The 22,104-nt window shown below is 70.1% G+C and carries 24 protein-coding genes and 1 pseudogene; 16 read left to right on the forward strand and 9 right to left on the reverse strand.

Annotation, left to right across the window (positions count from 1 at the left end; translation table 11 throughout):
• The first annotated feature begins 48 nt into the window (after positions 1-48).
• Complete coding sequence (locus tag SACAZDRAFT_RS23995; protein WP_255283736.1) at positions 49-174, forward strand: hypothetical protein; 126 nt, start codon at positions 49-51, stop codon at positions 172-174.
• A gap of 344 nt (positions 175-518) precedes the next feature.
• On the opposite strand, the gene SACAZDRAFT_RS06825 is transcribed toward SACAZDRAFT_RS23995, so the two are convergent.
• On the reverse strand, positions 519-749 hold the full coding sequence (locus SACAZDRAFT_RS06825) for a helix-turn-helix domain-containing protein (protein WP_005439993.1): 231 nt from the start codon (positions 747-749) through the stop codon (positions 519-521).
• A 573-nt stretch (positions 750-1,322) separates the two neighbouring features.
• Between SACAZDRAFT_RS06825 and SACAZDRAFT_RS06830 the strand changes: the two genes are divergently transcribed.
• Both SACAZDRAFT_RS06830 and SACAZDRAFT_RS06835 read left to right on the forward strand, forming a co-directional pair.
• Positions 1,323-2,138: an IclR family transcriptional regulator gene (locus tag SACAZDRAFT_RS06830; RefSeq protein ID WP_005439995.1), complete on the forward strand. Its 816-nt coding sequence runs from the start codon at positions 1,323-1,325 to the stop codon at positions 2,136-2,138.
• Between the two features lie 92 nt (positions 2,139-2,230).
• The gene (locus tag SACAZDRAFT_RS06835) at positions 2,231-2,488 is read left to right on the forward strand and encodes a GntR family transcriptional regulator (protein ID WP_005439996.1); all 258 of its coding nucleotides are present in this window, start codon (positions 2,231-2,233) and stop codon (positions 2,486-2,488) included.
• Between the two features lie 7 nt (positions 2,489-2,495).
• Here the strand turns inward: SACAZDRAFT_RS06835 and SACAZDRAFT_RS06840 are convergent.
• A pseudogene (locus tag SACAZDRAFT_RS06840) lies at positions 2,496-3,315 on the reverse strand (alpha/beta fold hydrolase).
• A 55-nt stretch (positions 3,316-3,370) separates the two neighbouring features.
• On the opposite strand from SACAZDRAFT_RS06840, the gene SACAZDRAFT_RS06845 reads away from it, so the two are divergent.
• Entirely contained in the window at positions 3,371-3,898 is a 528-nt protein-coding gene (locus tag SACAZDRAFT_RS06845; RefSeq protein ID WP_005440000.1) for a CGNR zinc finger domain-containing protein, read from the forward strand.
• An 18-nt stretch (positions 3,899-3,916) separates the two neighbouring features.
• Here the strand turns inward: SACAZDRAFT_RS06845 and SACAZDRAFT_RS06850 are convergent, their stop codons facing one another.
• Entirely contained in the window at positions 3,917-4,288 is a 372-nt protein-coding gene (locus SACAZDRAFT_RS06850; RefSeq protein WP_005440002.1) for an STAS domain-containing protein, read from the reverse strand.
• Between the two features lie 389 nt (positions 4,289-4,677).
• Here SACAZDRAFT_RS06850 and SACAZDRAFT_RS06855 point away from each other — a divergent pair, with 389 nt between their 5' ends.
• The 9 genes from SACAZDRAFT_RS06855 to SACAZDRAFT_RS06895 all read left to right on the forward strand — a co-directional run bounded on the left by SACAZDRAFT_RS06855 (position 4,678) and on the right by SACAZDRAFT_RS06895 (position 14,259).
• Positions 4,678-5,478 (forward strand): SigB/SigF/SigG family RNA polymerase sigma factor, encoded by an 801-nt coding sequence (locus SACAZDRAFT_RS06855; protein WP_037294818.1) that lies wholly within the window; start codon positions 4,678-4,680, stop codon positions 5,476-5,478.
• Positions 5,479-5,562: 84 nt separating this feature from the next.
• Positions 5,563-6,117, forward strand: a complete 555-nt coding sequence (locus tag SACAZDRAFT_RS06860) for a (2Fe-2S)-binding protein (protein WP_005440006.1) — start codon at positions 5,563-5,565, stop codon at positions 6,115-6,117.
• Positions 6,114-7,103 carry an FAD binding domain-containing protein gene (locus tag SACAZDRAFT_RS06865; RefSeq protein WP_005440007.1) on the forward strand — a complete coding sequence of 330 codons (990 nt, stop codon included), beginning with the start codon at positions 6,114-6,116 and terminating at the stop codon, positions 7,101-7,103. Before SACAZDRAFT_RS06860 ends, SACAZDRAFT_RS06865 begins: the two co-directional genes overlap by 4 nt.
• Positions 7,100-9,205 carry a xanthine dehydrogenase family protein molybdopterin-binding subunit gene (locus SACAZDRAFT_RS06870; protein WP_005440009.1) on the forward strand — a complete coding sequence of 702 codons (2,106 nt, stop codon included), beginning with the start codon at positions 7,100-7,102 and terminating at the stop codon, positions 9,203-9,205. Before SACAZDRAFT_RS06865 ends, SACAZDRAFT_RS06870 begins: the two co-directional genes overlap by 4 nt.
• Before the next feature lie 10 nt (positions 9,206-9,215).
• Positions 9,216-10,061: an SDR family oxidoreductase gene (locus SACAZDRAFT_RS06875; protein WP_005440010.1), complete on the forward strand. Its 846-nt coding sequence runs from the start codon at positions 9,216-9,218 to the stop codon at positions 10,059-10,061.
• Positions 10,062-10,098: 37 nt separating this feature from the next.
• Positions 10,099-10,431 (forward strand): DUF3140 domain-containing protein, encoded by a 333-nt coding sequence (locus SACAZDRAFT_RS06880; RefSeq protein ID WP_005440011.1) that lies wholly within the window; start codon positions 10,099-10,101, stop codon positions 10,429-10,431.
• Positions 10,432-10,494: 63 nt separating this feature from the next.
• Positions 10,495-11,025, forward strand: coding sequence for a hydrogenase maturation protease (locus SACAZDRAFT_RS06885; protein WP_198283902.1), 531 nt, complete (start codon positions 10,495-10,497; stop codon positions 11,023-11,025).
• A gap of 70 nt (positions 11,026-11,095) precedes the next feature.
• The gene (locus tag SACAZDRAFT_RS06890) at positions 11,096-11,842 is read left to right on the forward strand and encodes a beta-phosphoglucomutase family hydrolase (RefSeq protein ID WP_005440013.1); all 747 of its coding nucleotides are present in this window, start codon (positions 11,096-11,098) and stop codon (positions 11,840-11,842) included.
• A complete protein-coding gene (locus tag SACAZDRAFT_RS06895) occupies positions 11,839-14,259 on the forward strand; it encodes a glycoside hydrolase family 65 protein (RefSeq protein ID WP_005440014.1) in 2,421 nt (806 codons plus the stop codon). The genes SACAZDRAFT_RS06890 and SACAZDRAFT_RS06895 overlap by 4 nt, the downstream gene beginning before the upstream one ends.
• Positions 14,260-14,264: 5 nt before the next feature.
• On the opposite strand, the gene SACAZDRAFT_RS06900 is transcribed toward SACAZDRAFT_RS06895, so the two are convergent.
• Both SACAZDRAFT_RS06900 and SACAZDRAFT_RS06905 read right to left on the reverse strand, forming a co-directional pair.
• Entirely contained in the window at positions 14,265-14,465 is a 201-nt protein-coding gene (locus SACAZDRAFT_RS06900; protein WP_005440016.1) for a hypothetical protein, read from the reverse strand.
• Positions 14,466-14,504: 39 nt separating this feature from the next.
• Positions 14,505-15,467, reverse strand: coding sequence for a Ppx/GppA phosphatase family protein (locus tag SACAZDRAFT_RS06905; protein WP_005440017.1), 963 nt, complete (start codon positions 15,465-15,467; stop codon positions 14,505-14,507).
• A 220-nt stretch (positions 15,468-15,687) separates the two neighbouring features.
• Here SACAZDRAFT_RS06905 and SACAZDRAFT_RS06910 point away from each other — a divergent pair, with 220 nt between their 5' ends.
• Entirely contained in the window at positions 15,688-16,353 is a 666-nt protein-coding gene (locus SACAZDRAFT_RS06910; RefSeq protein ID WP_232286378.1) for a sortase domain-containing protein, read from the forward strand.
• Between the two features lie 3 nt (positions 16,354-16,356).
• Here SACAZDRAFT_RS06910 and SACAZDRAFT_RS06915 read toward each other — a convergent pair whose 3' ends face one another.
• Complete coding sequence (locus SACAZDRAFT_RS06915) at positions 16,357-18,027, reverse strand: DUF885 domain-containing protein (protein ID WP_005440021.1); 1,671 nt, start codon at positions 18,025-18,027, stop codon at positions 16,357-16,359.
• A 34-nt stretch (positions 18,028-18,061) separates the two neighbouring features.
• Between SACAZDRAFT_RS06915 and SACAZDRAFT_RS06920 the strand changes: the two genes are divergently transcribed.
• Positions 18,062-19,111: an AsnC family protein gene (locus SACAZDRAFT_RS06920; RefSeq protein WP_005440022.1), complete on the forward strand. Its 1,050-nt coding sequence runs from the start codon at positions 18,062-18,064 to the stop codon at positions 19,109-19,111.
• 1 nt (position 19,112) lies between these two features.
• Here the strand turns inward: SACAZDRAFT_RS06920 and SACAZDRAFT_RS06925 are convergent, their stop codons facing one another.
• Positions 19,113-19,472 carry a DoxX family protein gene (locus SACAZDRAFT_RS06925; RefSeq protein ID WP_005440024.1) on the reverse strand — a complete coding sequence of 120 codons (360 nt, stop codon included), beginning with the start codon at positions 19,470-19,472 and terminating at the stop codon, positions 19,113-19,115.
• A gap of 177 nt (positions 19,473-19,649) precedes the next feature.
• Here SACAZDRAFT_RS06925 and SACAZDRAFT_RS06930 point away from each other — a divergent pair, with 177 nt between their 5' ends.
• On the forward strand, positions 19,650-20,456 hold the full coding sequence (locus tag SACAZDRAFT_RS06930; protein ID WP_232286379.1) for a sigma-70 family RNA polymerase sigma factor: 807 nt from the start codon (positions 19,650-19,652) through the stop codon (positions 20,454-20,456).
• A gap of 30 nt (positions 20,457-20,486) precedes the next feature.
• Here SACAZDRAFT_RS06930 and SACAZDRAFT_RS06935 read toward each other — a convergent pair whose 3' ends face one another.
• Together SACAZDRAFT_RS06935 and lspA are read right to left on the reverse strand one after the other, a co-directional pair.
• Complete coding sequence (locus SACAZDRAFT_RS06935) at positions 20,487-21,413, reverse strand: RluA family pseudouridine synthase (RefSeq protein WP_085979337.1); 927 nt, start codon at positions 21,411-21,413, stop codon at positions 20,487-20,489.
• Positions 21,410-22,036: a signal peptidase II gene (gene lspA / locus SACAZDRAFT_RS06940; protein WP_005440030.1), complete on the reverse strand. Its 627-nt coding sequence runs from the start codon at positions 22,034-22,036 to the stop codon at positions 21,410-21,412. Before lspA ends, SACAZDRAFT_RS06935 begins: the two co-directional genes overlap by 4 nt.
• Positions 22,037-22,104: the final 68 nt, after the last annotated feature.

Genomic DNA, 22,104 nt, shown 5'->3' on the forward strand with positions numbered 1-22,104 from the left:
GGGCGCCGGACATCGGCCGCCGCGCGCCGGACACCAGCCCCACGGGGCATGACAGCGCAGCCCCTCGGCCGGGCGCCGGCCGCGCTCGCCACCACACGGCCGCAGGTCGCGCCGTCTCCGGCCGTCCGGCACACCCGGGTGCTCGTCTCGCATGCCTTCCCCCTGCGGCGGTGACGTCGCACGGCGCGGAACGGCGCGGACGTCCTGGTGCGGTGCAGTGATGGTGTGGTGGTGCGACCGAGCCGGAAGGGGCAGTCCCGGCCGCACCACACGGCTGCCTTCGCACGATTGAACGGTCCCGCGTCGGCAACCGGCGTCACTGTAGCACGCTACGTCAGTAGTGCGCTACACCGCGGCGCTCCGCAACGGTGTCCATGCCGATGACCTACCGGCGACCTGCCGTAACAGGACAGCGAAGAGGGAAGCCAGCCCAACCGCGAGCACGTCGACACCCGGGGCCGGCGACGCAACGTCGCCGACCCCGGGTTCGACACGAGCTCACTCGGACAGCGGGCGACTCACCCCGCCGCCCGCCTCAGCCGGCCGCATCGGACCGCCTCGAGCAATTGCTCCGACGGCACGTCGAGCGCGACACTGAGCCACTGCCGCCAGTAGGGACCGGGGACTCGCTTGCCCCGCTCCCAGCGAGCGACCTCGTCGCGGCTCACGCTGGAGTTGTTCGACAGTTCGGCCAGCCGATCGGCGAGTTGATACTGCGTCAACCCCCGTAGCTTGCGGACCCGCCGCATCAGATCCCAGATCGGTTCACCGGCTCCCTCCGGAACTGGTTGGGACAACGCATCGGAACTCGACACGCTCGCGACGTCAACGGCGACGGAGCGTGCGTCCGAGGCCGTGGGCACACCAGCCCACGGCGTAGTCTCATGAATTGGCATCAGCATCGTCTGCGAGGTTCGGGAACGGTTTCCGCCTCGTCGTGGCAAGTCAGGTCACAGCAGGCGGATACGTCCCGCAAACCCCCAGCTGCGCGACCGCACCACGATCGACGCCACACCAGCTTCGTGCACAAGCACCGAAGCTGCTACCACCAAACGGGCTATTCTTGGCAATCGCAATTCACATCACACCGCGACCGGCGCAGATGCGGTTCCCCCGCCACCGGGGCCGCATTTAAGCAGCCGCGTCCAGAATCAATATCGACGCAGGACACGAGTCGTTACACGGCGCGCGGCCTCGGCGCACAGTAATACCCCTAAACCGCCCGAAAATCGTACTCGAGTACTATTCCTGGCCCCCTGCCCCGGAACAGCACAACGGCTAGAGTTTCGCAACACGTCATCCGTAATTCACAGGGAGCAGGCGTGCCAGCACGACGCGGCCAGGGACAACACGGCGCCACGGACACGACCCCCGACAGGGGGGAGGAGCGCGACTACACCGTTCGCGCGGTCGAGCGTGTCTGTTCAATTCTCAACCTGTTGCAGGAATCGGTCGAAGGCGTGTCCCTCATCGAGGTCGCCCAGGAAACCGCGCTACCGAAGTCGTCCGCGTTCCGCTACCTGTGGACCCTGGAGGCGCATCGCTACGTCGAACGCGACAGCTCCAGCGGCCTCTACCGGCTGGGTCTGGGCTTCGTCGGGATGCAGTCACGCCACCTGGAGGTACTGCGCGAACGCGCCCGCCCCTGGCTCGAGAAGCTGCGAGACGAGTTCGGCGAAACGGTCAATCTTGCCATTCTGGACGGCGACCACGTGGTGTATCTCGACGTCGTGGAGAGCCGGAAGCAAGTGCGATTCGCGTCGGCGCGAGGCTCCCGCGAAGCGCTGTTGTCCTCCGCGCTCGGCTGGGCCATCGCGAGCCGGCTGGCCGAACAACGCATGCGCGAAGTGGCCCACCACACGACCGCCGAGGACGACGAGGGCGCCGCACTGTTGCACGACCTCACGACGGTTCGCCGGCGCGGGTACGTGACCAGCGACGACGACGACAGCAGATGCGTCGCCGCCCCACTGCAGGGCACTCGCCTCCCGGTCGCCATCGGCATCTCGGCCCCCGCCGCCCGGTTCTCGGCCGCCGACGCGGAGAAGGCCGCCACGAGGCTCCTCGACGTGACCCGGGAGATCGCCACCAACCCGATTCCGGAGCAGCGCACGGGCGCCGCGAACACGCGCTCCTGACCCACCAGTACCCGCGCCACCTGGCCGCTGCGGCCCGCGTCGCACCGCGGTCCACACGGCGGCGCAGCGTGGCACAGTTCTATCGTGCTGCTATGAACGGTCCCGAACGGAAGAAGTACAACCCCGACAACAAGACCGGCTACGAGTACGTCCTCCTCGCCGACCACCTCGCCGGCCTCATCGACCGCGGCGAGTGGCCGGTCGGCAGTCGCATCCCCGGCGAACGCGCACTCTCCGAGGAGTACGGCGTCGCACTCGACACGGTCCGCAAGGCCACGAAGATCCTCCGGGAGCGGGGCCTGGTGCAGACGTTGAAGTCCAAGGGCACCTTCGTCGCACCCCAGGAGTGATCCGGAGTCAGGCCAGAAAGTCGAGCAGCGCCGCGGTGAGCGCCGCCGGCGCGTCGTGCTGCACCAGGTGCCCGGCATCGGCGATCCGCTTCAGCCGGGCCCCCGGGATGCGCCGCGCCAACTCCTCGCCACGCTGCAACGGCAACCACGCGTCCTCCTCGCCCCAGCACACGAGCACGGGCGCCTCGACCTGGTCGAAGCGATCCTCGATCTCGTCGGTGTAGCGCTGGTCGGCCTGCGCGATCTGCCGGTAGAAGGCGGACTGGCCCTGCTCACCCAGCCACGGCCGCACCAGCCGGTCGAGCACCTCTGCGGACGGGGATCGATGGAGCGCTCCGGCGACGTACTCGCGCACCAGTGCCGCGTGCAGGTGCGGTGGCAGGTTCTCGAACACCTCCGCGTGGTCCCGGACGAGCCGGAAGAACGGTGATCCCCACGGCGCGAGCGCCACGACGTCCACCAGGGCGAGGCGCCGGTACCGCGCCCCGTGCAGGAGGTGCGCGCGCAGGGCGACCGCGCCGCCGATGTCGTGTGCGACCACGTCAGGCTCGTCGAGCCCCCAGCGGTGGAGCAGCGAGGCGAAGACCTCCCCCTGCGCCCGCAACGATACGTCCTGTCCGCCCCGCTGGTCGGATTCGCCGAAGCCGAGCAGGTCCCAGACGTAGACCTCGTGCAGCTCGGCGAGTGCGGTGGCCACGTCCCTCCACACCCAGGAGGAGAAGGGCGTACCGTGCAGCAGCACGACGGGGCTACCCTGCCCCCCACCGCGACCAGCGCACCGCTCCACCCGGCGTGTCGAGCTGTTCCGACAGCGCCCAACGTCCCATTCTCGAACCCCTCCCCCGTTACCAGCTGAAGCCTTCAGACGGTAACATCAACTTCATGCCGTTCCCAAGGTCGGAAGCACCGGGCGAGTTGGGCTTGCTGGAACAGCTCTGCAACTCGGCACGGTTGCTGTACACGGAGGACGCGTTGATTACAGCGGCGAGCGCGTCCGCGTGGCTGCGTGCGAACGGCGTGGACGCGGGCGAGATCAAGGGCAAGGAACACGAACTCCTGCTGAAGTTGCGGGAGACCGTGCGCGATCACCTCGACGGCCAGGATCGGACGTCCGAACTGAACAAGCTCGCGAAGGTCTTGTTGGCACCGCCGCGGTGGTCGGCGCAGGGTGAACCCGTGCTGCCTCCCAAGAAGACCGGCACACTCGACACCTACCTCGGCGAGTGCCTCGCCCTCGTGTTCACGTCCGGGCTGACCGGCGAACTCGAGCGTCTCAAGGTCTGCCGGAACCCGGACTGCAGGTGGGTCTTCTACGATCGCTCGCCCGCACAGAACAGCGTGTGGTGCAGCATGGACGTCTGCGGTGCGCGACAGAAGATGCGTACCTACCGTTCGCGGCACGCCCGATGACGGTCCCAACGCGCCGGTTCAGGACATCGCCGGCGACGTGGCGGCCGCGAGTACGGCGGCGCTGAAGTCGCGGCACACCGGCAACTCCCGCTCCAGGTTCGTGACCCGCAGCGGCCGTAGAACGGCCGTCGAGCCCACCAGAGCCCAGCGCACCGAGAGCCGTTCGGCGAGCGCGGACACGTGGACCAGGACGGACAGCCCGGCGGCGCCGAAGAACGTGGTGTCGCTGAGGTCCAGAACGAACGCGCGGGCAGAGGGCAGCGACGTGTCGATGCACTGCCGCACCGTGGGTGCTCCGAGGATGTCGACCTCACCGGTGACCCGCACGACGACCAGCCCGATCGCAGGCCTGTCGATTCGCACGTCGACGAGGTCCTTCCTGCATGCCATCCGGTCGCCGCCTCCCGTTGAACGGTTTCCCCCGGCACGGCTGGATCACAACCAGCTCGACGGTACGCCCACCGGCGCAGATAACGCAAGCACAACGATTCGTGCACAGCCTCGGCGAGAGACTTTCCCACTTTAGTCCACAGTGGATAGAGCGTGCCACCCGCGCGGTCACTCGCCCTCGCTCGGGAGAGCGATTCCCGTAGGTGATCGACGAGGCGTCACACATCCTCACTCTGTCGAGTGACGACACAAGGCATAACCAGCATCGATGGTCACCCACGATGACGTATGAGCGCGTCGTCGACCGGGTGCTCCCGCGTGTCAAGCCTGTCGCCCAACCAGCCGTGGCAGTGGTGTCGCGCCCGTTTCGCCTGGGTAGTCACGGTCCCGTGACTCCTGACGAGCAATCCCGCCTCGCGGCACGCGACAAGGCGGGAGGCTCAAGCGGGTACGAGGATCTCTCACCGTTGTTCAACACACTGGCCGCACTGGATCCCGAGGATCCGCGACGGACGGCTGTGCGCGACGAGATCATCACCCGTTGCCTCCCGCTCGCCGAGCACATCGCCCGGCGCTTCGTCGGCCGTGGTGAGCCGAGAGACGACCTGGTGCAGGTCGCCAGGCTGGGGCTGCTCAACGCCATCGACCGCTTCGATCCGACACGCGGTACCGAGTTCGTCGCCTTCGCCGTGCCCACGATCATGGGCGAGGTCCGGCGGCACTTCCGCGACTCGAGTTGGGCGGTCCGGGTGCCCCGGCGGCTGAAGGAGCTGCACCTGTCGTTGAGCCAGGCGAGCGGAAAACTCGCCCAGCGACTCGGCAGGGCACCGACTCCGAGCGAGCTGGCCGCCGAACTCGGTCTCTCTCCCGAGGACGTGTGGGACGGCCTGCTCGCCGGAAACGCCTACCAGTCGGTGTCGATGGACGCGGCCTACGACGACGAGGGAACACTGCCGCTCGCGGAAACCGTCGGCGAGGACGACGTGCAACTCGAGAACGTCGAGTACCACGAATCCCTGCAACCACTTCTGGCGAGCCTGCCGGAACGCGAGCGCCGCGTGCTGATCCTGCGGTTCTTCGGCAACATGACCCAGACCCAGATCGCCGAGCGCGTCGGGATCTCGCAGATGCACGTGTCGCGGTTGCTTGCGCGCACGCTCGAGTTCCTCCGCACCCGGCTCAGCGAGTGAGCAAGACCGTTTGGCACGACCACCCTCGGGGTAAGCCGCAGCCGAGCCACATGGGTGAAGTCTCGACGAGCCGGACGGGGTGGCATGGATACCGAGATCACGCTCATCGTCGACGGCCATCGTCACACGGTCAAGGTCGACACCCGGATCACCCTCCTCGACCTCCTGCGGAACCGACTCGGGATCACCTCGCCGAAGAAGGGGTGCGACCACGGCCAGTGTGGTTCGTGCACCGTGCTGAGGGACGGGCGGCGGGTCACGACGTGTCTGACCTTCGCCGCCGCGGCCGACGGCTCCACGATCACCACCAGCGACGGCCTCCGCGGGGAGGACGGGTCACCGCATCCACTGCACCGCTCCTTCCTCGACCATGACGGCCTGCAGTGCGGCTACTGCACCCCGGGCCAAATCTGTTCGGCGGCCGGAATGCTGGCCGAGGCACAGGCGGGCTGGCCGAGCGCCGTCACTCCACTCACCGCGGCCACGCCCGCACTCGACGCCGACGAGATCCGGGAGCGCCTGAGCGGGAACCTGTGCCGCTGCGGCGCCTACCAGGGCATCGTCGCCGCCGTCACGTCGGTGGCGGAAGCGCAGGGACTGGCCGGGCCGGCCACCGCGCAGCGGAGCGCCGAGTCGTGATCCCGTTCGAGTACCGCAGGGCCGAGGACGCGGCCACCGCCGTCGCCACGGTCACGGACAACCGCAGAGCCTCCTACCTCGCGGGAGGCACGAACCTCGTCGACCACATGAAGCTCGGCATCACCTCCCCCGAGGTCCTCATCGACATCTCCGGCCTGGAGCTGGACGCCGTCGAGGAGCTGCCCGACGGCGGTGTCCGGCTCGGGGCGGGAGCGCGCAACAGCGACGTCGCCGCTCACCCTCTCGTGCGGGCCCGTTACCCCGCGCTGTCGCAGGCGCTGCTCGCCGGCGCGTCCGGACAACTGCGCAACCTCGCCACGGTGGGCGGCAACCTGCTGCAACGCACCCGCTGTGTCTACTTCCAGGACGTCACCACGCCGTGCAACAAGCGCTCCCCCGGTGAAGGGTGTTCGGCGCTCGGCGGGTACACGCGCTATCACGCCGTGCTCGGGGCGTCCGAGCACTGCATCGCCGTGCACCCGTCGGACATGGCCGTCGCGCTCGCCGCGCTCGACGCCGTGGTGCGCATCCGAACCGTGAACGGCGAACGCACGGTCCCCGCCGTGGAACTGCACCGCCTTCCCGGTGAGCACCCCGAGCGGGACACGGTGCTCGAACACGGCGAGCTGATCACCGCCGTCGATCTGCCCCCACTGCCGTTCGCCCGGCGATCCCGCTACACCAAGGCCCGGGACAGAGCCGCTTTCGCGTTCGCACTCGTGTCCGTGGCCGCGGCGCTGGACGTCCACGACGGCACCGTGCACGACGTGCGGATCGCCTTCGGCGGGCTCGCGCACAAACCGTGGCGCGCGACCGCGGCCGAGCGCGCGCTGCGGGGCACCGAAGCGACTCCGGAGTCCTTCCACGACGCGGCCGAACTGGAGCTCGCCGACGCGAGACCGTTGCACGACAACGCTTTCAAGATTCCGTTGGCACGCTCGATGCTCGTCTCACTCCTGCGAGAACTGTCCCAGGAGGACACATGACCGAGCCGTTGCGGACCCGCGCTGTCGGCACCGACCTCGAACGGGTGGACGGCTGGGCGAAGGTCACGGGAGTCGCGCCGTACGCCGACGAACATCCCGTCCCGAACCCCGCGTACCTCCAGGCGGTCCAGTCGACGGTCGCGCGAGGACGGGTCACCGAGGTCGACGCGAGGGCCGCCACGGCACTCGACGGTGTGCTCACCGTGCTGACTCCCTTCAACGCACCCCCGCTCCGACTCGGTCACGACGCGGAACTGGAGGTGCTGCAGTCGGACGCGGTGTGGTTCCGCGGCCAGATCGTCGCGGCCGTGGTGGCCGAGACGCCGGAGATCGCCCGCCAGGCGGCCGACCTCGTGCGCGTGAGCTTCGACGTGCGACCACACGACGTCACCCTGTCGGCCGACCGGGACGACCTCTACAAGCCCGAGGTCGTGAACCCTCGCCATCCGACCGACACCCTCACCGGAGACCCCGACTCGGCTTTCGACTCCGCCGACCGGGCGGTGGACGCCACCTACACCACGGCGATGTACCACAACAATCCGATGGAACCGCACACGACGGTCGCGGTGTGGCACGGCGATGACGACACCGCGGCACTCACGCTCTACGACTCGACACAGGGCGTCCATCCGCTGCGCGACGCCGTGGCGGCCGTGTTCGACCTCGCCCCCGAGCGGATCCGCGTCGTGTCGCCGTACGTGGGCGGTGGGTTCGGCTCGAAGGGAAGACCGCACGCGCACGTGGTCCTCGCGGCGCTGGCCGCCCGCCGAACCGAGGGGCGGGCCGTGACGTTCGCGGTGTCGCGCCGGCAGATGTTCTCGTTCGTCGGCTACCGCACCCCGACGATCCAGCGGATGCGGTTGTCGGCGGGTACGGACGGCAGGCTGACCGGCATCAGCAACGACGTCGTCGAGTTGACGGCGCGGTTCAAGGAGTTCGCCGAGCAGACCGGCCTGCCGACCCGGACGATGTACGCCGCGCCCCACCGGCGCACCACGCACCGGCTGGCCGCGCTGGACGTCCCCGTGCCGTCGTGGATGCGGGCGCCGGGCGAGTGTCCCGGGATGTTCGCTCCCGAGGTGGCCATGGACGAGCTCGCCGAAGCGTGCGGCCTCGACCCCGTGGAGCTGCGCCTGCGCAACGAACCCGAACGGGACCCGGACACGGGACTGCCGTTCTCGACCCGCAACTTCGTCGCCTGCCTCACCGAGGGAGCCCGGCGCTTCGGCTGGGAGTCGCGGCCCCGTGTGTCCCGCTCGACGCGCGACGGCGACTGGTGGGTGGGCACCGGTGTCGCGGGCTCGACCTACCCGGTGCTGCGGCAACCCGGGTCGGCGGCGGCGTCCGTGCGGTACCGCGACGGCCGGTACGAGGTGGGGATCGGCGCCGCCGACCTCGGCACGGGCTCGTCGACGGTGCTCACCCAGATCGCCGCCGACGCCCTGGACGTCGCTGTCGACGACGTCGACCTGCGCATCGGCGACACCGCGTTGCCGCGGGCACCGGTCGCGGGCGGGTCCTCCGGCACCGCGAACTGGGGATCGGCCGTCGTGGCGGCGGCCCGGCAGTTCCGCGGCAAGTACGGCCCCGACCCGGCCGACGGCGACGAGTACACCGGCTCGGACGACGGCGGGAAGAAGCGGTTCGCGATGGCCGCCTACGGCGCGCAGTTCGCCGAGGCCCGCGTCAACGTCCACACCGGGGAGATCCGCGTTCCCCGGCTCCTCGGCGTGTTCGCCGTCGGTCGTGTGATCAACCCGAGGACGGCGCGGTCGCAGCTCGTCGGGGGCATGACGATGGGTCTGTCGATGGCGCTGCACGAGGCGAGCGTGCTCGACAAGCGGTTCGGCTTCGTGGTGAACCACGACTTCGCCGAGTACCACATCGCGACTTGCGCCGACGTTCCCTCCGTCGAGGCGCACTGGATCGACGAGGACGACCCGCACCTCAATCCGATGGGCAGCAAGGGAATCGGAGAGATCGGCATCGTCGGCACGGCCGCCGCGATCGCCAACGCCGTGCACCACGCCACCGGCGTCCGCATCCGTGACCTGCCCATCACGAACGACAAGGTGTTCGAACCCAACCTGAGCATGTGAGGAGTGATCGGTGAACCAGCCGCAGCAGAGTCAGCAACCGCCCGGCGACACCGGCCGGATGGCACCCCGCCCCCGCGACGAGATGCGCGACTGGGTGGGCCGGGATCTGCTCCACGGACGCAAGGCGCTCATCACGGGTGGTGACTCCGGCATCGGCCGGGCGGTCGCGGTCGCGTTCGCCAAGGAGGGCGCCGACGTCGCCATCGCCTACCTCAGCGAGCACGACGACGCCGAGCACACCGCCCAGCTGGTCCGCAAGGAAGGCCGCCGCTGCCTGCTCCTGCCCGGCGATCTCGCCGACGCCGCACACTGCGAGCGGATCGTCACCGACACGGTCCGCGAGTTCGACGGCCTCGACCTGCTCGTCAACAACATCGCCACCCAGCAGGAGCACGAGTCGTTCGAGGAGATCGACGACGAGCAGTGGACGCACACGTTCGACGTCAACATCCACTCCTACTTCCGCGTGACCGCCGCGGCGCTGCGGCACATGCCCCAGGGCAGCGCGATCGTGAACACCGGATCGGTGAACGGCCTGCGGGGCAACAAGAAGCTCATCGACTACTCGGCGACGAAGGGCGCCGTGCACGCGTGGACGTTCGCCATGGCGCAATCGCTCGTTCCGCGGGGCATCCGCGTCAACTGCGTCGCACCGGGGCCCGTCTGGACCCCACTGATCCCGGCCACGATGTCCGACGAGCACGTCGAGCAGTTCGGACAGCAGGTGCCCATGGGACGCGCCGCCGAGCCCGACGAGCTCGCGCCCTCGTACGTGTTCCTCGCGGCGAACCGCATGTCGTCGTACTACACCGGCGAGGTCATGGCCGCTCTCGGCGGCGAGACCACGCCGGGCTGACGCCACCGGGACGCACCGAGACCCGAAGGAGGACCGCATGGACCCCAGGACGGACGACCTGTGGGACGAGTTCCACCGGGTCGTCAACATGACGTCGCGGGAGCTGTCCGAGTGGCTGCGGACCCGCTCCGCCGACGTCGACGACGAGGAACTCCCCGATCAGGCGGGCTCTCAACTGGGTCGGCGCGTGCTGGAGATACTGGGCAAGCGCAAGACCGACCTGGAGGACGACGACGTGGACGTGATGCAGCGCGTCGTCGACCGGGTGCACGGGCAGCGCCGCGACGACCTGGAGCCCACCGCCGGGGACGTCCGGTGGCGCCACCGCCTGATGACGATCGGCCACGACCCGCTCAAACCCGTGACCTGAGCGGGTGCACGTACCGCCGTCCGGGCGTTGTGTTCACCTGCCTCCCCGCATACCGTGGCACCTATGAGGCCACGTGTGCTGGTCACAGGTGTCGGCACCATCCTGCGCGGTGACGAGGGCTTCGCCCTGGAAGTGGTCCAACGGCTCGCGGAACGCCGGCTGCCGGCGTGGGTCCAGCTGGCCGACCACGGCATCGGGCGAAGCAGGCTGCATCACGACATGCTCGGCGACTACGACACCACGGTGCTCGTGGACGGCACGCCCCACGGCGGCGTTCCCGGCCGGTTGTGGTTCACGGACCTCGACCTGACCGACGCCGACACCGGGGCCGAGTTCCCGATGCCGGCGCGTCACCGCCTCACGCCGGCGGCCGAGCTCACGCTCCTGCGGCTACTCGGGGGCGATGCGTCCCGGCTGGTCGTGGTGGGGTGTGAGCCGCACACGACCGACGGTGTCGGGCTCAGCCCCGAGGTCCACGCCGCCGTCGACGACGCCGTCACGCTGATCACCGAACTGGTCTGGGGCGAGCCCACCGCCCTGCCCACCGTCGAGAGTGGAGTGCCGCCGACGGTGCCGTCCACTCTGCCCGACTAGCCCTCCGGCGCGTCGACTACCCGGGTTCGTCGTCATGCCGGGTGGTCGTCCAACTACTAGCGTGAGAGGCATGATCGGGTTACCGGACGCGGTCACCGCGTGCCTCTTCGACCTCGACGGCGTACTGACCAGCACCGCCGCCGTGCACATGCGCGCCTGGAAGCAGACGTTCGACGAGTTCCTCGCCGAGCACGAACCGGCAGCGGACCCGTTCACCGAGCGCGACTACACGACCTACGTCGACGGTCGTCCCCGGCTCGACGGCGTCCGCGCGTTCCTCGCCTCCCGGGGTATCGAACTCGCCGAGGGTTCCCCGGACGACGACGTCGACGCGGACACCGTGCACGGCGTCGGCAACCGCAAGAACCGCTTGCTGCTGCGGCTGATCTCCGACGGCGTGACCCCGTACCCGGGTTCCGTCCGCTACCTCGACGCAGCCAGGGGACTCGGCCTCGCCATCGGCGTCGTCACGTCGTCCGCCAACGGCGCCACGGTGCTGGACGCCGCCGGGCTCAGCGACTACGTCCAGGCCCGGGTCGACGGTGTCGTCATCAAGGAGAAGGGGCTTCGCGGCAAACCCGCGCCCGACTCGTTCCTCGCCTGCGCCGCCGAGCTCGACGTCCGGCCGTCGGGCACCGCGGTGTTCGAGGACGCGCAGGCCGGGGTACGTGCGGGGCGGGACGGCGGCTTCGGCTACGTCGTCGGCGTGAACCGGGCTGAGGGCGACGGGCACGCCGACCAGGAGAAAGCCCTGCGGGATCAGGGGGCCGACATCGTCGTGAACGACCTCGCCGACCTGCTCGAGGAGGGAGCGTGACCAACCACCTGCCCAGGCCGGAGCGCGGATACACGCGCTCACCGTGGGAGCTGCGCTGGCAAGGGCTCGACGTCGACGAACTGCAGCGCACCGAATCGACGTTCGCGCTGTCGAACGGGCACATCGGCATGCGGGGAACGCTGGAGGAGGCCGAACCCCGCGGTCTTCCCGGCACGTACCTCAACGGCTTCTACGAGGAACACGAACTGCCCTACGCCGAGGCCGGGTACGGCTACCCGGAAGCGGGACAAACCGTGGTGAACGTGACCGACGGCAAGGTCATCCGCCTCCTCGTCGAGGACGAGCCGCTCGACATGCGCTACGGCCAGGCGACCGACCACCACCGGGTGCTCGACTTCCGGTCCGGGACGCTGCGACGGCAGACGGAGTGGACGTCGCCCACCGGCCGACGTGTCCGGGTCCGCACCGAACGGCTGGTGTCGTTCACCCAGCGCGCGGTGGCCGCCGTCCGCTACGAGGTCGAGCCTCTCGACGGCCGCATCCAGCTGGTCGCCCAGTCGGACCTGCTCACCAACGAACCCATCGAGCACGAACCCGGCGATCCCCGGGTCGCGGCGGCGCTGGAGGCTCCGCTGGTGTCCGAGTACGCCAAGGCCGAGGACTACCGCGCCGTGCTCGTCCACCGCACGAAGCGCTCCGGCCTGCGGATGGCCGCCGCCATGGACCACCAGATCGAGGAGAGTCCCGGCCTGCGCACCGACATGGAGTGCGAGGCGGACCTCGCCCGCCTAACCCTCGCCGTCGACGTGCCGATGGGCAGCAAGCTCTGCTTCACCAAGTTCCTCGCGTACGGCTGGTCTGCGCAGCGCTCCATCCCCGCGCTGCGGGCGCAGGTCGACGCGGCTCTGGCAGGTGCGCTGCAGACCGGCTGGGACGGGCTGCTCGCCGAACAGCGGGAGTTCCTCGACAACTTCTGGGCGAGCGCCGACGTCGAACTGGACGGTGATCCGGAACTCCAGCAGGCCGTCCGGTTCGCGCTGTTCCACGTGTTGCAGGCCGGGGCCCGCGGCGAGAGTCGCGCGATCCCCGGCAAGGGGCTCACCGGACCCGGCTACGACGGGCACGCCTTCTGGGACACCGAGACGTTCGTACTGCAACTGCTCACCTACACGCTTCCCGACGCCGCGCGCGACGCCCTCCGCTGGAGGCACTCCACACTGGACAAAGCCAAGGAGCGCGCGGCTCAGCTCGGTCTCCGGGGTGCGTCGTTCCCCTGGCGGTCGATCAACGGCGCCGAGTGCTCGGCGTACTGGCCCGCGGGCACGGCCGCGTTCCACGTCAACGCCGACATCGCCGACGCCGTGCTGCGGTACCTGAACGCCACCCACGACGTCGAGTTCGAACGGGAGTGCGGCACCGAACTGCTGACCGAGACGGCACGCCTGTGGATCTCACTCGGTCACCACGACCCGCACGGTGGCTTCCGCATCGACGGCGTCACGGGTCCCGACGAGTACTCCGCCGTGGTGGACAACAACGTCTACACCAACCTGATGGCGCAGCGGAACCTGCGCGCCGCGGCCGACTCGTGCGAACGGCAGCCGGACATCGCGGAACAACTCGGCGTCGACCACATCGAGGTGGCGGGCTGGCGGGAGGCGGCCCGCAAGATGCGCGTGCCGTACGACGACCTGCTGAAGGTGCACCCGCAGTCGGAACGATTCACCGAGCACGCCAAATGGGACTTCGCCAACACCCCGCCCGACCGCTATCCCCTGCTGCTGAACTACCCGTACTTCGACCTCTACCGCAAACAGGTGGTCAAGCAGGCCGACCTCGTGCTGGCCATGCACCTTCGCGGCGACGCGTTCTCCCTGGAGCAGAAGCGCCGCAACTTCGTCTACTACGAGGCGCTGACGGTGCGGGACTCGTCGCTGTCGGCGGCGACCCAGTCGGTGATGGCCGCCGAGTGCGGACACCTGGAACTCGCCTACGACTACTTCGCCGAGGCCGTGCTCACCGACCTGCACGATCTGCACCACAACGTCCGCAACGGGCTGCACATGGCGTCGTTGGCGGGATCATGGCTGGCGATCGTGGCCGGGTTCGGCGGCATGCGCGACTACGACGGCGAGCTGAGCTTCCGGCCCCGGTTGCCTCCCGTGCCGCACCGCATCGCGTTCCGCATGTGCTTCCGCGGCAACCAGTTCTGCGTCGAGATCCAACAGGACATCGCACGCTACTGGTTGACGCACGGAACACCGTTCACCATCACGCACTACGACGTTCCGGTGACCGTCACACACGACTCGGTGACGATGCCGATCCCTCCGGCGGAGCAGCTCGAACGCCCCTCCCAGCCCGCCTGGTGCGCGCCGGTGCGGCGACTGCCTCATGCGACGCCCACCGCTCCGGCGATGTCGCCGAGTCCGGCAGCCACCGCGTCGCAGACGTAGCCGGCTCAGTCGGGCGGCTCGATGGTGCCCGCGTCGGGGTCGACGTCGTCGGGCCGTACGTCGTCCCGGTTCGGCGGCTCGGGCACGTCCCGGGTGGGCAGCGCGCCCAGATCCCGGCTGCCGCGACGGCGCTCACGCTCCAGCTCGGTCTCGAAGTCGGGTGGCTCCGGCTCGGTCGGTTCGCCGACGTCGTCGTTCGGTCGCATCCGTACCCCTCCTCACCTCTCGCACCTCCGGGCCGGCGGTCAGGCCGCACTGACCCGCTTACCGAGACCTTCCCGTAGCTCGTCCGCATCGTGCAGCAGGGACAGCAACACACCGTGCGTCGTCGACCAGGGGCAGATCGCGGCGGGCCCGCCGAACACGGTGAGCAGAGCTTCGGCCACGACGGCCCCCGCCAGGGACTGCCGCGCCCGGGGCCGGGAGATGCCGGGCACCTCGGAACGCCGCGACGGAGGCAACGCCGCCAGCCTCGGAATCAGCTCGCGGACGTCCTCGACGTGCAGCTCACGCGTCCGGATCGTGCCCTTACGACGGCGGCCCGCCACGACGGCGAGCTGCCGCAGCACCTTCGAACAACCGACGATGCCGAACTCGCGCAGACGCGCCTCGTCCTCCCCGAGGGCCTCACGGATCTCCTCGATGGCGTGTGAGCGCAACGCCGCGATGGCCTCCTCCGAGGGACGGTCGGTGTCGAGCCGCCACGCACGGGTCGTCTCCCTCGCCCCGAGGGGAAGCGACCGGGCGAAGTCCGCGTGCAGGCCGCTTCCCGCGGCGAGTTCGACGGTGCCACCACCCACGTCGAGCACGGACAGCGGACCCATCCCCGCTCCGAACCAGGCCCGCGCGGCACGGTAGGACAGGCGCGCCTCGTCGATGCCGCTGAAGAACCGCAGGCGGCGGCCGGTTTCCGACTCGACCCGGGTCACGACCTCGTCGGCGTTGCCGGAATCGCGGATGGACGACGTCGCGAAACAGAACACGTCGTCGACGCCGTGGCGGGTCGCGATGTCGTCGGCCACCCGAACGGCGGAGACAATGGCCTCCACGCCGTCACTGCGCAGCCGTCCCGACAGGTCGAGTGCCCGGTCGAGACGCAATCGCGTCTTGTGACTCAGGACGGGTTCCAGCAGTGATCCGCCGCGGTCGACCACCAGGAGACGTGCGCTGAAAGACCCCACGTCGAGCACGGCCACCGTGCCCCTCATCGTCACAGTCGTCCACCTTTCAGTTGTGTCCGAAGAACCAGACTTCCCGCCTTCGGCGACAATTCAACAGAGGGATAACCCGAAAGGGTGAGGTTCAATCCTTGCGTCGGTTTTCGGTAACGGTGTCCTGGTCGCACCGATCCCCCTATTGAGGGGATTAATCGCGGGAGGGGCGATCGATGGACGCGAGTGTCGTCTCCGGTCGGGAAAGGGCGTGTCGGTGGCCACGACCCTGAGCCTGCGCCCGCCGGAGCTCCGGCGGGTCGGGGTGGTGGCGGCCGGCCTGACGGCGCTGGCCGCGCTGGCCACGACCGTGGTCGCGACCACCCTGCTCCACCCGTCGGACGACCAGCCGACGTCCGCGCTCTCGTCGGACGCCGAGCGGGCGACACCGCGCACACTCGCCGCGGAAGCCGCGCCGGTCCCCCACTCCGCGCTGCCCGAGTCGACACCGACCCGCGTCGCGATCCCCGCACTGGGTGTCGACGCCACGGTCGTGGGCCTCGGACGCACTCCGTCCGGCGTCGCCGAGGTACCGGGACACGCGTCCGCCGTCGGCTGGCTCGCCGACGGCCCGACTCCGGGCGAAACGGGCACCTCGGTTCTCACCGGGCACACCGACTTCGCCCACGAGCGCGGCAGCTTCTTCTCACTGCACCTCCTGCGTCCAGGCGACACGGTACGAGTCGCCCGTGCCGACCGCAGCATCGGCGCGTTCACCGTGTACCGCGTCGAGGAGCTGACCCCGAAGTACGCACTAGCCCACGCCACCGCCCCCTCGAACCATCCCGAGCTGCGACTGCTCACCGCGGCGAGCTCGAACGACGGCGGAGGCGCGACGCTCGTCGTGTCGGCGCGGCTCACCGCCGCGGTCGACGGCGAGTGACGCTCACCCGTCTTGCCGACGCACCCACGTCCGCACGACGTCCTCCAGCACGGTCATGGGCAACGCCCCGCCACCGAGCACCAGGTCGTGGAACTCGCGGATGTCGAAACGCGAGCCGAGCGCCTGTTCGGCCTCGGCGCGCAGGCGTTGGATCTCCAGCCTTCCGACCATGTACGACAGTGCCTGCCCCGGGTAGGCGATGTAGCGGTCGACCTCGGCCACGATCTCCACGGTCGCCATAGGCGTGTTGTGCTGAAGGAAGTCGATCGCCTGCTGCCTGCTCCAGCCCTTCGCGTGCAGACCCGTGTCGACCACCAGCCGGCCCGCCCGCACCGAGTCCATGCTGAGCATGCCGAGCCGGGCGACGTCGTCGGAGTACAGGCCCATCTCGTCGGCGAGCCGCTCGGTGTAGAGGCCCCAGCCCTCGCTGTAGGCGTTGACGTCGCTGATCCGGCGCAGCAGCGGCAGCTCCGTCAGGTTCAACGCCGTGCTGAGCTGGAAGTGGTGGCCCGGGATCACCTCGTGGAACGCGGTCACCTCGGAGGTGTGCCGGAACCGCTCGGTGACCTGGTGGGTGTTGGCGAAGTACGTGCCCGGGCGCGACCCGTCGACGGACGGCTGCAGGTAGTACGCCGCGGGCGCACCGGGCGCCTCCGCCGCCGGGACGGCCTCCACGACCCACGGCTGCGACGGGATGGTGCCGAACCAGTTCGGCGCCTCGCGCTCCGCCCGCGTGATGGCGGCCCGTGCGGTGTCGAGCAGTTCCTCGGCGCTCTTCCAGCGCAGTGCCGGATCGGTGCGCAGCCGCGCGAAGATCTCCTCGAGATCGTCCGTCCCGAAGACCCGGCGCCCGAGAACGGCGTACTCCTCGGCCAGGCGCTCGATGCAGTCGAGACCGGTGGCGTGCAACTCGTCCGGCCCGCGATCCGTCGTGGTGTGCACCCGGGCCAGTGCCGCGTACAGGGCGTCCCCGTCGGGCAGGTGGCACACCCCGGGGCGGTCCTCCGGCCTGCCGTGCTCCAGGAACTCCGACCGCAGCACGTCGCGGTAGCGCGCGAACGCGGGCCGCACCACGTCGGCCAGCAGCTCCTCGCGACGTGCGGCGAACTCGTCGTCCGGCGGTGCCTGGCGAAGAAGCGGGTCGTCGGCCGGCGCGGCGAGGTAGCGGTCCAGGTGCTCGACGGCCGCCCGAACCAGGTGCGCGACCGGCGTCCGGCCTGCGGCGACACCCGCGCGGTGGCGCCGGACGACCTGCTCCAGGTACGCGGGAATCGCGGCGAGCCGTTCGAGCTGCGCCCGGCCCTGCTCCGCCGTGCTGATCCCGACCATGGGCAGCAGCGTGAGCAGGCTCGCGGCGGGCCCCACGAAGAAGTCGGAGATCGTGAACTCCACCAGCCTGGTGTCGATCTGCTCGATCCGCGACCTCGCCTGGCTGACGATCACGTCGCGCGTCACGCGGTCCTGGTCGGACAGCTGCGCCGCGTCGAGGGCCTCCGCCCGCTCGACGAGGCGCTGCAACGCGGCCCTGTGTTCGCTCTCAGCGGCTTCCGTGACGTCGCCCAGCCCCACCCGTGTCGGGTCGATTCCCAGGATCACCGGCCACAGCGGATCGATGTCGAAGAGAAGATCGACGCACTCGTCGGCGAGGGTCGTCACGGTTGTCGTGGGCGCCATGGACGCAGCCTACCGGCCGACTAGGCTCGTGCCCGTGGCCCTGACCGATCCTGTCGACGCACGCCTGCTCGCCGCCCTGGCCGAGTCGGGCAAAATCGCCGTGCACGAACTCGCGGCGAGAGTCGGGATGGATCCGCGGGACGTCGCCTACCGCCTCGTCGGACTGTCGGCGCAGGGACTTCCCCTCCTCGTCGGTGTCGAGAGCGACCCCGCAGGCCTGCGCGCGGCTCTCGCGGCGCACTCGCCGCCCCCGTACCCGGGAGCTCACCAGGTCACCGGTCCACCGAGTGGGCCGTACCAGGTGCAGGGCGCACCCAGCGGCCCGTACCACGTCCAAGGCACGCCCAGCGGGGCCTACCACGTTCACGGCACACCGAGCGGTCCTCACCCGGTGCACGGCACGCCCAGCGGTGCTCACCACGTCCAGGGCACACCCAGCGGCGCCTACCAGGTGCACGGCACGCCGAGCGGGTCGTACCCGGTGCACGGCACACCGTCCGGCGCCTTCCCCGTCTCCCCGCCCGGCGCCCCACCACCCCATCACGCGGCGCCCCCGGCTCCGGCCTCACCGCCGCCCGCGCCGGATCCGGTGATGAGCACCTGGGGACCACCGCAGAGCGCGCAGTGGGCCCGGGGCGATCAACTGCCCACCGCCGAGGCACCGAAGCAGGGACGGCCCGGCGACGCACTCGACACCGTCGGGCTGGAGGGCGAGCAACTGGCCGTGCAGCTGCTGGAGGTCCAGGACCCGGCCGACTACCTGTTCTCGGCGGCGGGTTACTCCCTGGAGGACGACGAGCGCGCCGTGGTCGTGCACACGGAGATCACGAACAAGGGCTCGATCCCGTTCGCGTCGCTGCCCGACAACTACCTCGAACTCCTCACCGCCGACGGCGGCACGATCGCGAAGGCCCCCGTCTCACTGACCTCCCGGCCCCCGCACAAGATCGGCGTCCAACCGGGCGAGACGAGCGGCGGACACACGGTGTACGTCGTCAGCGAGTCGGTGCGCGTGACCGGGGTCCGCTGGAGCCCGAGGCCCGAACCCGACGGGCGCAGCCTCGTCTGGTCGCTCGACGACTAGCTCACCCTGCCGCCACGAGCACCATGTAGGCGGCCGACGCCCCGGCGAGCAGCAGGTAGAGGCCGGGAAAGGCGAGGTTGTGGAAGACCCGAGCGCGCACATGGGCGACGACGGCCCCCACGAAGAACAGGAGCAAGCCGACTCCGGCGGCGACGCCGAGCCAGCGCAGCCCGGCCAGCCCGGCGACCAGTCCGATCGCTCCCGCCAGTTTCAGCGTCGCGAGGTACGGCAGCGCACGGGCGGGAACACCGACCTCGGCGGAGTTCTTCAGCACGAAATCCGCCTTCACGTAGTCCGCGGCGGCGATGGCCGCATTCGCCACGATGCACACGATCGTGGCGACGAGAAGAACCGTCGTCATGCGCCGCACCTCCGCGTGCACCGGACGATCTGTACGCTCATCAGCGGTACTCCCTCCCGAGTGATGTGAGCTGTCGGACGGTGGTCTCACCCGTCCCGACGTCTCTCATCCCGGAAAGGTGACAGCCCGGTGATACCGGTGTCCGTCTTCGAAGCAGCTCGGCCCCGACTGACGGCGATGGCGTTTCGCATCCTCGGATCCGTCCACGACGCCGACGACGCCGTGCAGAGCACCTGGATCAAGGCATCGACCGCCGACACCGACGGCCTCCGCAACCCGGACGCGTGGATGACGACCGTGCTCAGCCGCGTGTGTCTCGACCAGCTGCGCAGGCGTCGCCGCCACGGTGAGGACGCCCTGTGCGCCGACGAACTCCCCGCCGAGGTCCTGACGGCGGACGAACGCTACCTGCGGAGGGAGGACGTCTCCCGCGCGCTGATGGTCGTCCTCCACCGACTCACCCCCGCGCAACGCGTCGCCTACGTGCTGCACGACCTGTTCGACTTCCCGTTCCGGGACGTGGCGCGGGCACTCGGCACCAGCGCCGGCAACGCCAAGCAACACGCCAGCAGAGCCCGCCGACGCATCGCGCACTCCACGTTCGTGCCCGGCGACGTCGACGAATCGGTGGTCGGTTCGGTGGTGGACGCCTTCCTCGCGGCGGCAGCGGGCGGCGACATCGACCGCATGCTCGCCCTGATGACCGACGACTGCGTACGCACCGTCGACGCCGGCCTCGTCCCCGCCGGCACGCCCACCGCCGTCACCGGCGCTTCCGCGGTGGCGGAGGAGACCACGCTGTTCGCCGATCGCATCCGCGCCAGCACTCCGGTGCTGGTCGACGGACACCCGGCGTACGTCATCGCCCCCGGCGGTCACCCGATCGCGGTCGTCCGCATCGAGCTCAGGAACGGCCGAATCGCAGCGATCGACATCCGACCGTCCGCTCGCTCGACGTTCACGCTGCCGCGGCCACTGTGCTGAGCGGCGGCGACGGGCCCTTCGGCGGACGTCTCAGGACTCGGCACGCAGGGTGTCGAGTGCGGCCGCGAGATCGGCCGGATACTCGCTGGTGAACTCGACCCACCGGCCGTCGCTGGGATGGGCGAAACCGAGTGTCCGCGCGTGCAGCCACTGCCGGGTCAGCCCGAGCTTGCGGGCGAGCACGGGGTCCGCGCCGTAGGTGAGGTCGCCGACGCACGGGTGTCGCATCGCGGAGAAGTGAACCCGGATCTGATGCGTCCGGCCGGTCTCCAACCGGATGTCGACCAGTGACGCGGCGCGGAACGCTTCGGCCACCTCGTAGTGGGTGACCGACGGACGCCCACCCGACACCACCGCGAACTTGTAGTCGTGCCGGGGATGCCGGTCGATGGGGGCGTCGATCGTGCCGCGCGTGGGGTCCGGGTGGCCTTGCACGAGGGCGTGGTAGCCCTTCGTCACGGTGCGTTCCTTGAACGCCCGCTTGAGCGTCGAGTAGGCGTGCTCGCTCTTCGCGACCACCATGACGCCCGTGGTGCCCGCGTCGAGTCGGTGCACCACGCCCTGCCGCTCCGCCGCGCCCGAGGTCGAGATGCGCAGGCCCGCCGCGGCGAGGCCGCCCACCACGGTCGGCCCCGTCCAGCCCGGGCTGGGGTGCACGGCGACGCCCACCGGCTTGTCGACCACCACGATGTCGTCGTCCTCGTGGAGGATCCCCATCCCCTCCACCGGCTCCGCGACGATGTCGGACGGCGCGTCGGGTTCGGGCAACGTCACCTCCAGCAACCCGCCCGCCAGCAAGCGGTCGGACTTGCCCGCGGGCCGGCCGTCCAGAAGCACCTCGCCCGCGGAGGCGAGCTCCGCCACGACCGTGCGGGACAGCCCCAGCAACTTGGCCAGTCCCGCGTCGACCCGCATCCCGTCCAGCCCGTCGGGCACGGGCAACATGCGACTGCTCACGCGTCCGCTCGCCCCTTCCCGTCCGTGTCCTGCTCGTCCGAGCCGGTCTCCTTCGACTGCTTCCCTCGCGGGATCATGCTCCCGTCGTAGTCGCGCCCCAGCAGGGTGAGCAGGACGATCAGTCCCGCACCGATGGTGATCGCCGAGTCCGCGGCGTTGAACACGGGGAAGAACTCGCCGTTGGGCGCGAACACGGAGATGAAGTCGACCACGTGCCCCTGGAACGCCTCGGGCGCCCGAAAGATTCGATCGGTGAGGTTGCCGAGCGCTCCGGCCAGCACGAGCCCGAGGCCGACCGCCCACCCCGCCGACCGGAGTCGGCGGGCGAACCACACGATCCCGATCACGACGGCCGTGGCGACGGCCGTCAGGATCCACGTGCCGCCGATGTCCATGCCGAACGCCGCGTACGGGTTGCGCAACAGCTGGAAGTACACCGCGCCCCCGAGCAGCCGGATCGGCTCCTCTCCCTCCAGGGTCGCCGTGACGACCACCTTGGTGACGAGGTCGACGGCGTAGGCGAGCACCGCGACGAGGGCGAGCAGACCCACCCTGCGGCGGGGGAGGACGGGCTGCGACGGCACCTCGGTGTCCGAGGGGTCAGGTTGCTGCTCGGTGTTCACCGCTTCATTGTCCACGTCCGGTGTCGGCGCCGGTCACGCGACCGTGGCGGACCCCCTCGCTCTCGACG

The organism is Saccharomonospora azurea NA-128 (assembly GCF_000231055.2).
GTDB classification, from domain to species: domain Bacteria; phylum Actinomycetota; class Actinomycetes; order Mycobacteriales; family Pseudonocardiaceae; genus Saccharomonospora; species Saccharomonospora azurea.

Excerpts from the sequence above, each read along its gene's own strand:
- SACAZDRAFT_RS23995 (WP_255283736.1), top strand. The coding sequence starts at position 49 with ATGACAGCGCAGCCCCTCGGCCGGGCGCCGGCCGCGCTCGCCACCACA.
- SACAZDRAFT_RS06825 (WP_005439993.1), bottom strand. The coding sequence starts at position 749 with ATGCGGCGGGTCCGCAAGCTACGGGGGTTGACGCAGTATCAACTCGCC.
- SACAZDRAFT_RS06835 (WP_005439996.1), top strand. The coding sequence starts at position 2,231 with ATGAACGGTCCCGAACGGAAGAAGTACAACCCCGACAACAAGACCGGC.
- SACAZDRAFT_RS06845 (WP_005440000.1), top strand. The coding sequence starts at position 3,371 with ATGCCGTTCCCAAGGTCGGAAGCACCGGGCGAGTTGGGCTTGCTGGAA.
- SACAZDRAFT_RS06850 (WP_005440002.1), bottom strand. The coding sequence starts at position 4,288 with ATGGCATGCAGGAAGGACCTCGTCGACGTGCGAATCGACAGGCCTGCG.
- SACAZDRAFT_RS06860 (WP_005440006.1), top strand. The coding sequence starts at position 5,563 with ATGGATACCGAGATCACGCTCATCGTCGACGGCCATCGTCACACGGTC.
- SACAZDRAFT_RS06870 (WP_005440009.1), top strand. The coding sequence starts at position 7,100 with ATGACCGAGCCGTTGCGGACCCGCGCTGTCGGCACCGACCTCGAACGG.
- SACAZDRAFT_RS06880 (WP_005440011.1), top strand. The coding sequence starts at position 10,099 with ATGGACCCCAGGACGGACGACCTGTGGGACGAGTTCCACCGGGTCGTC.
- SACAZDRAFT_RS06885 (WP_198283902.1), top strand. The coding sequence starts at position 10,495 with ATGAGGCCACGTGTGCTGGTCACAGGTGTCGGCACCATCCTGCGCGGT.
- SACAZDRAFT_RS06890 (WP_005440013.1), top strand. The coding sequence starts at position 11,096 with ATGATCGGGTTACCGGACGCGGTCACCGCGTGCCTCTTCGACCTCGAC.
- SACAZDRAFT_RS06900 (WP_005440016.1), bottom strand. The coding sequence starts at position 14,465 with ATGCGACCGAACGACGACGTCGGCGAACCGACCGAGCCGGAGCCACCC.
- SACAZDRAFT_RS06905 (WP_005440017.1), bottom strand. The coding sequence starts at position 15,467 with ATGAGGGGCACGGTGGCCGTGCTCGACGTGGGGTCTTTCAGCGCACGT.
- SACAZDRAFT_RS06915 (WP_005440021.1), bottom strand. The coding sequence starts at position 18,027 with ATGGCGCCCACGACAACCGTGACGACCCTCGCCGACGAGTGCGTCGAT.
- SACAZDRAFT_RS06925 (WP_005440024.1), bottom strand. The coding sequence starts at position 19,472 with ATGACGACGGTTCTTCTCGTCGCCACGATCGTGTGCATCGTGGCGAAT.
- SACAZDRAFT_RS06930 (WP_232286379.1), top strand. The coding sequence starts at position 19,650 with ATGGCGTTTCGCATCCTCGGATCCGTCCACGACGCCGACGACGCCGTG.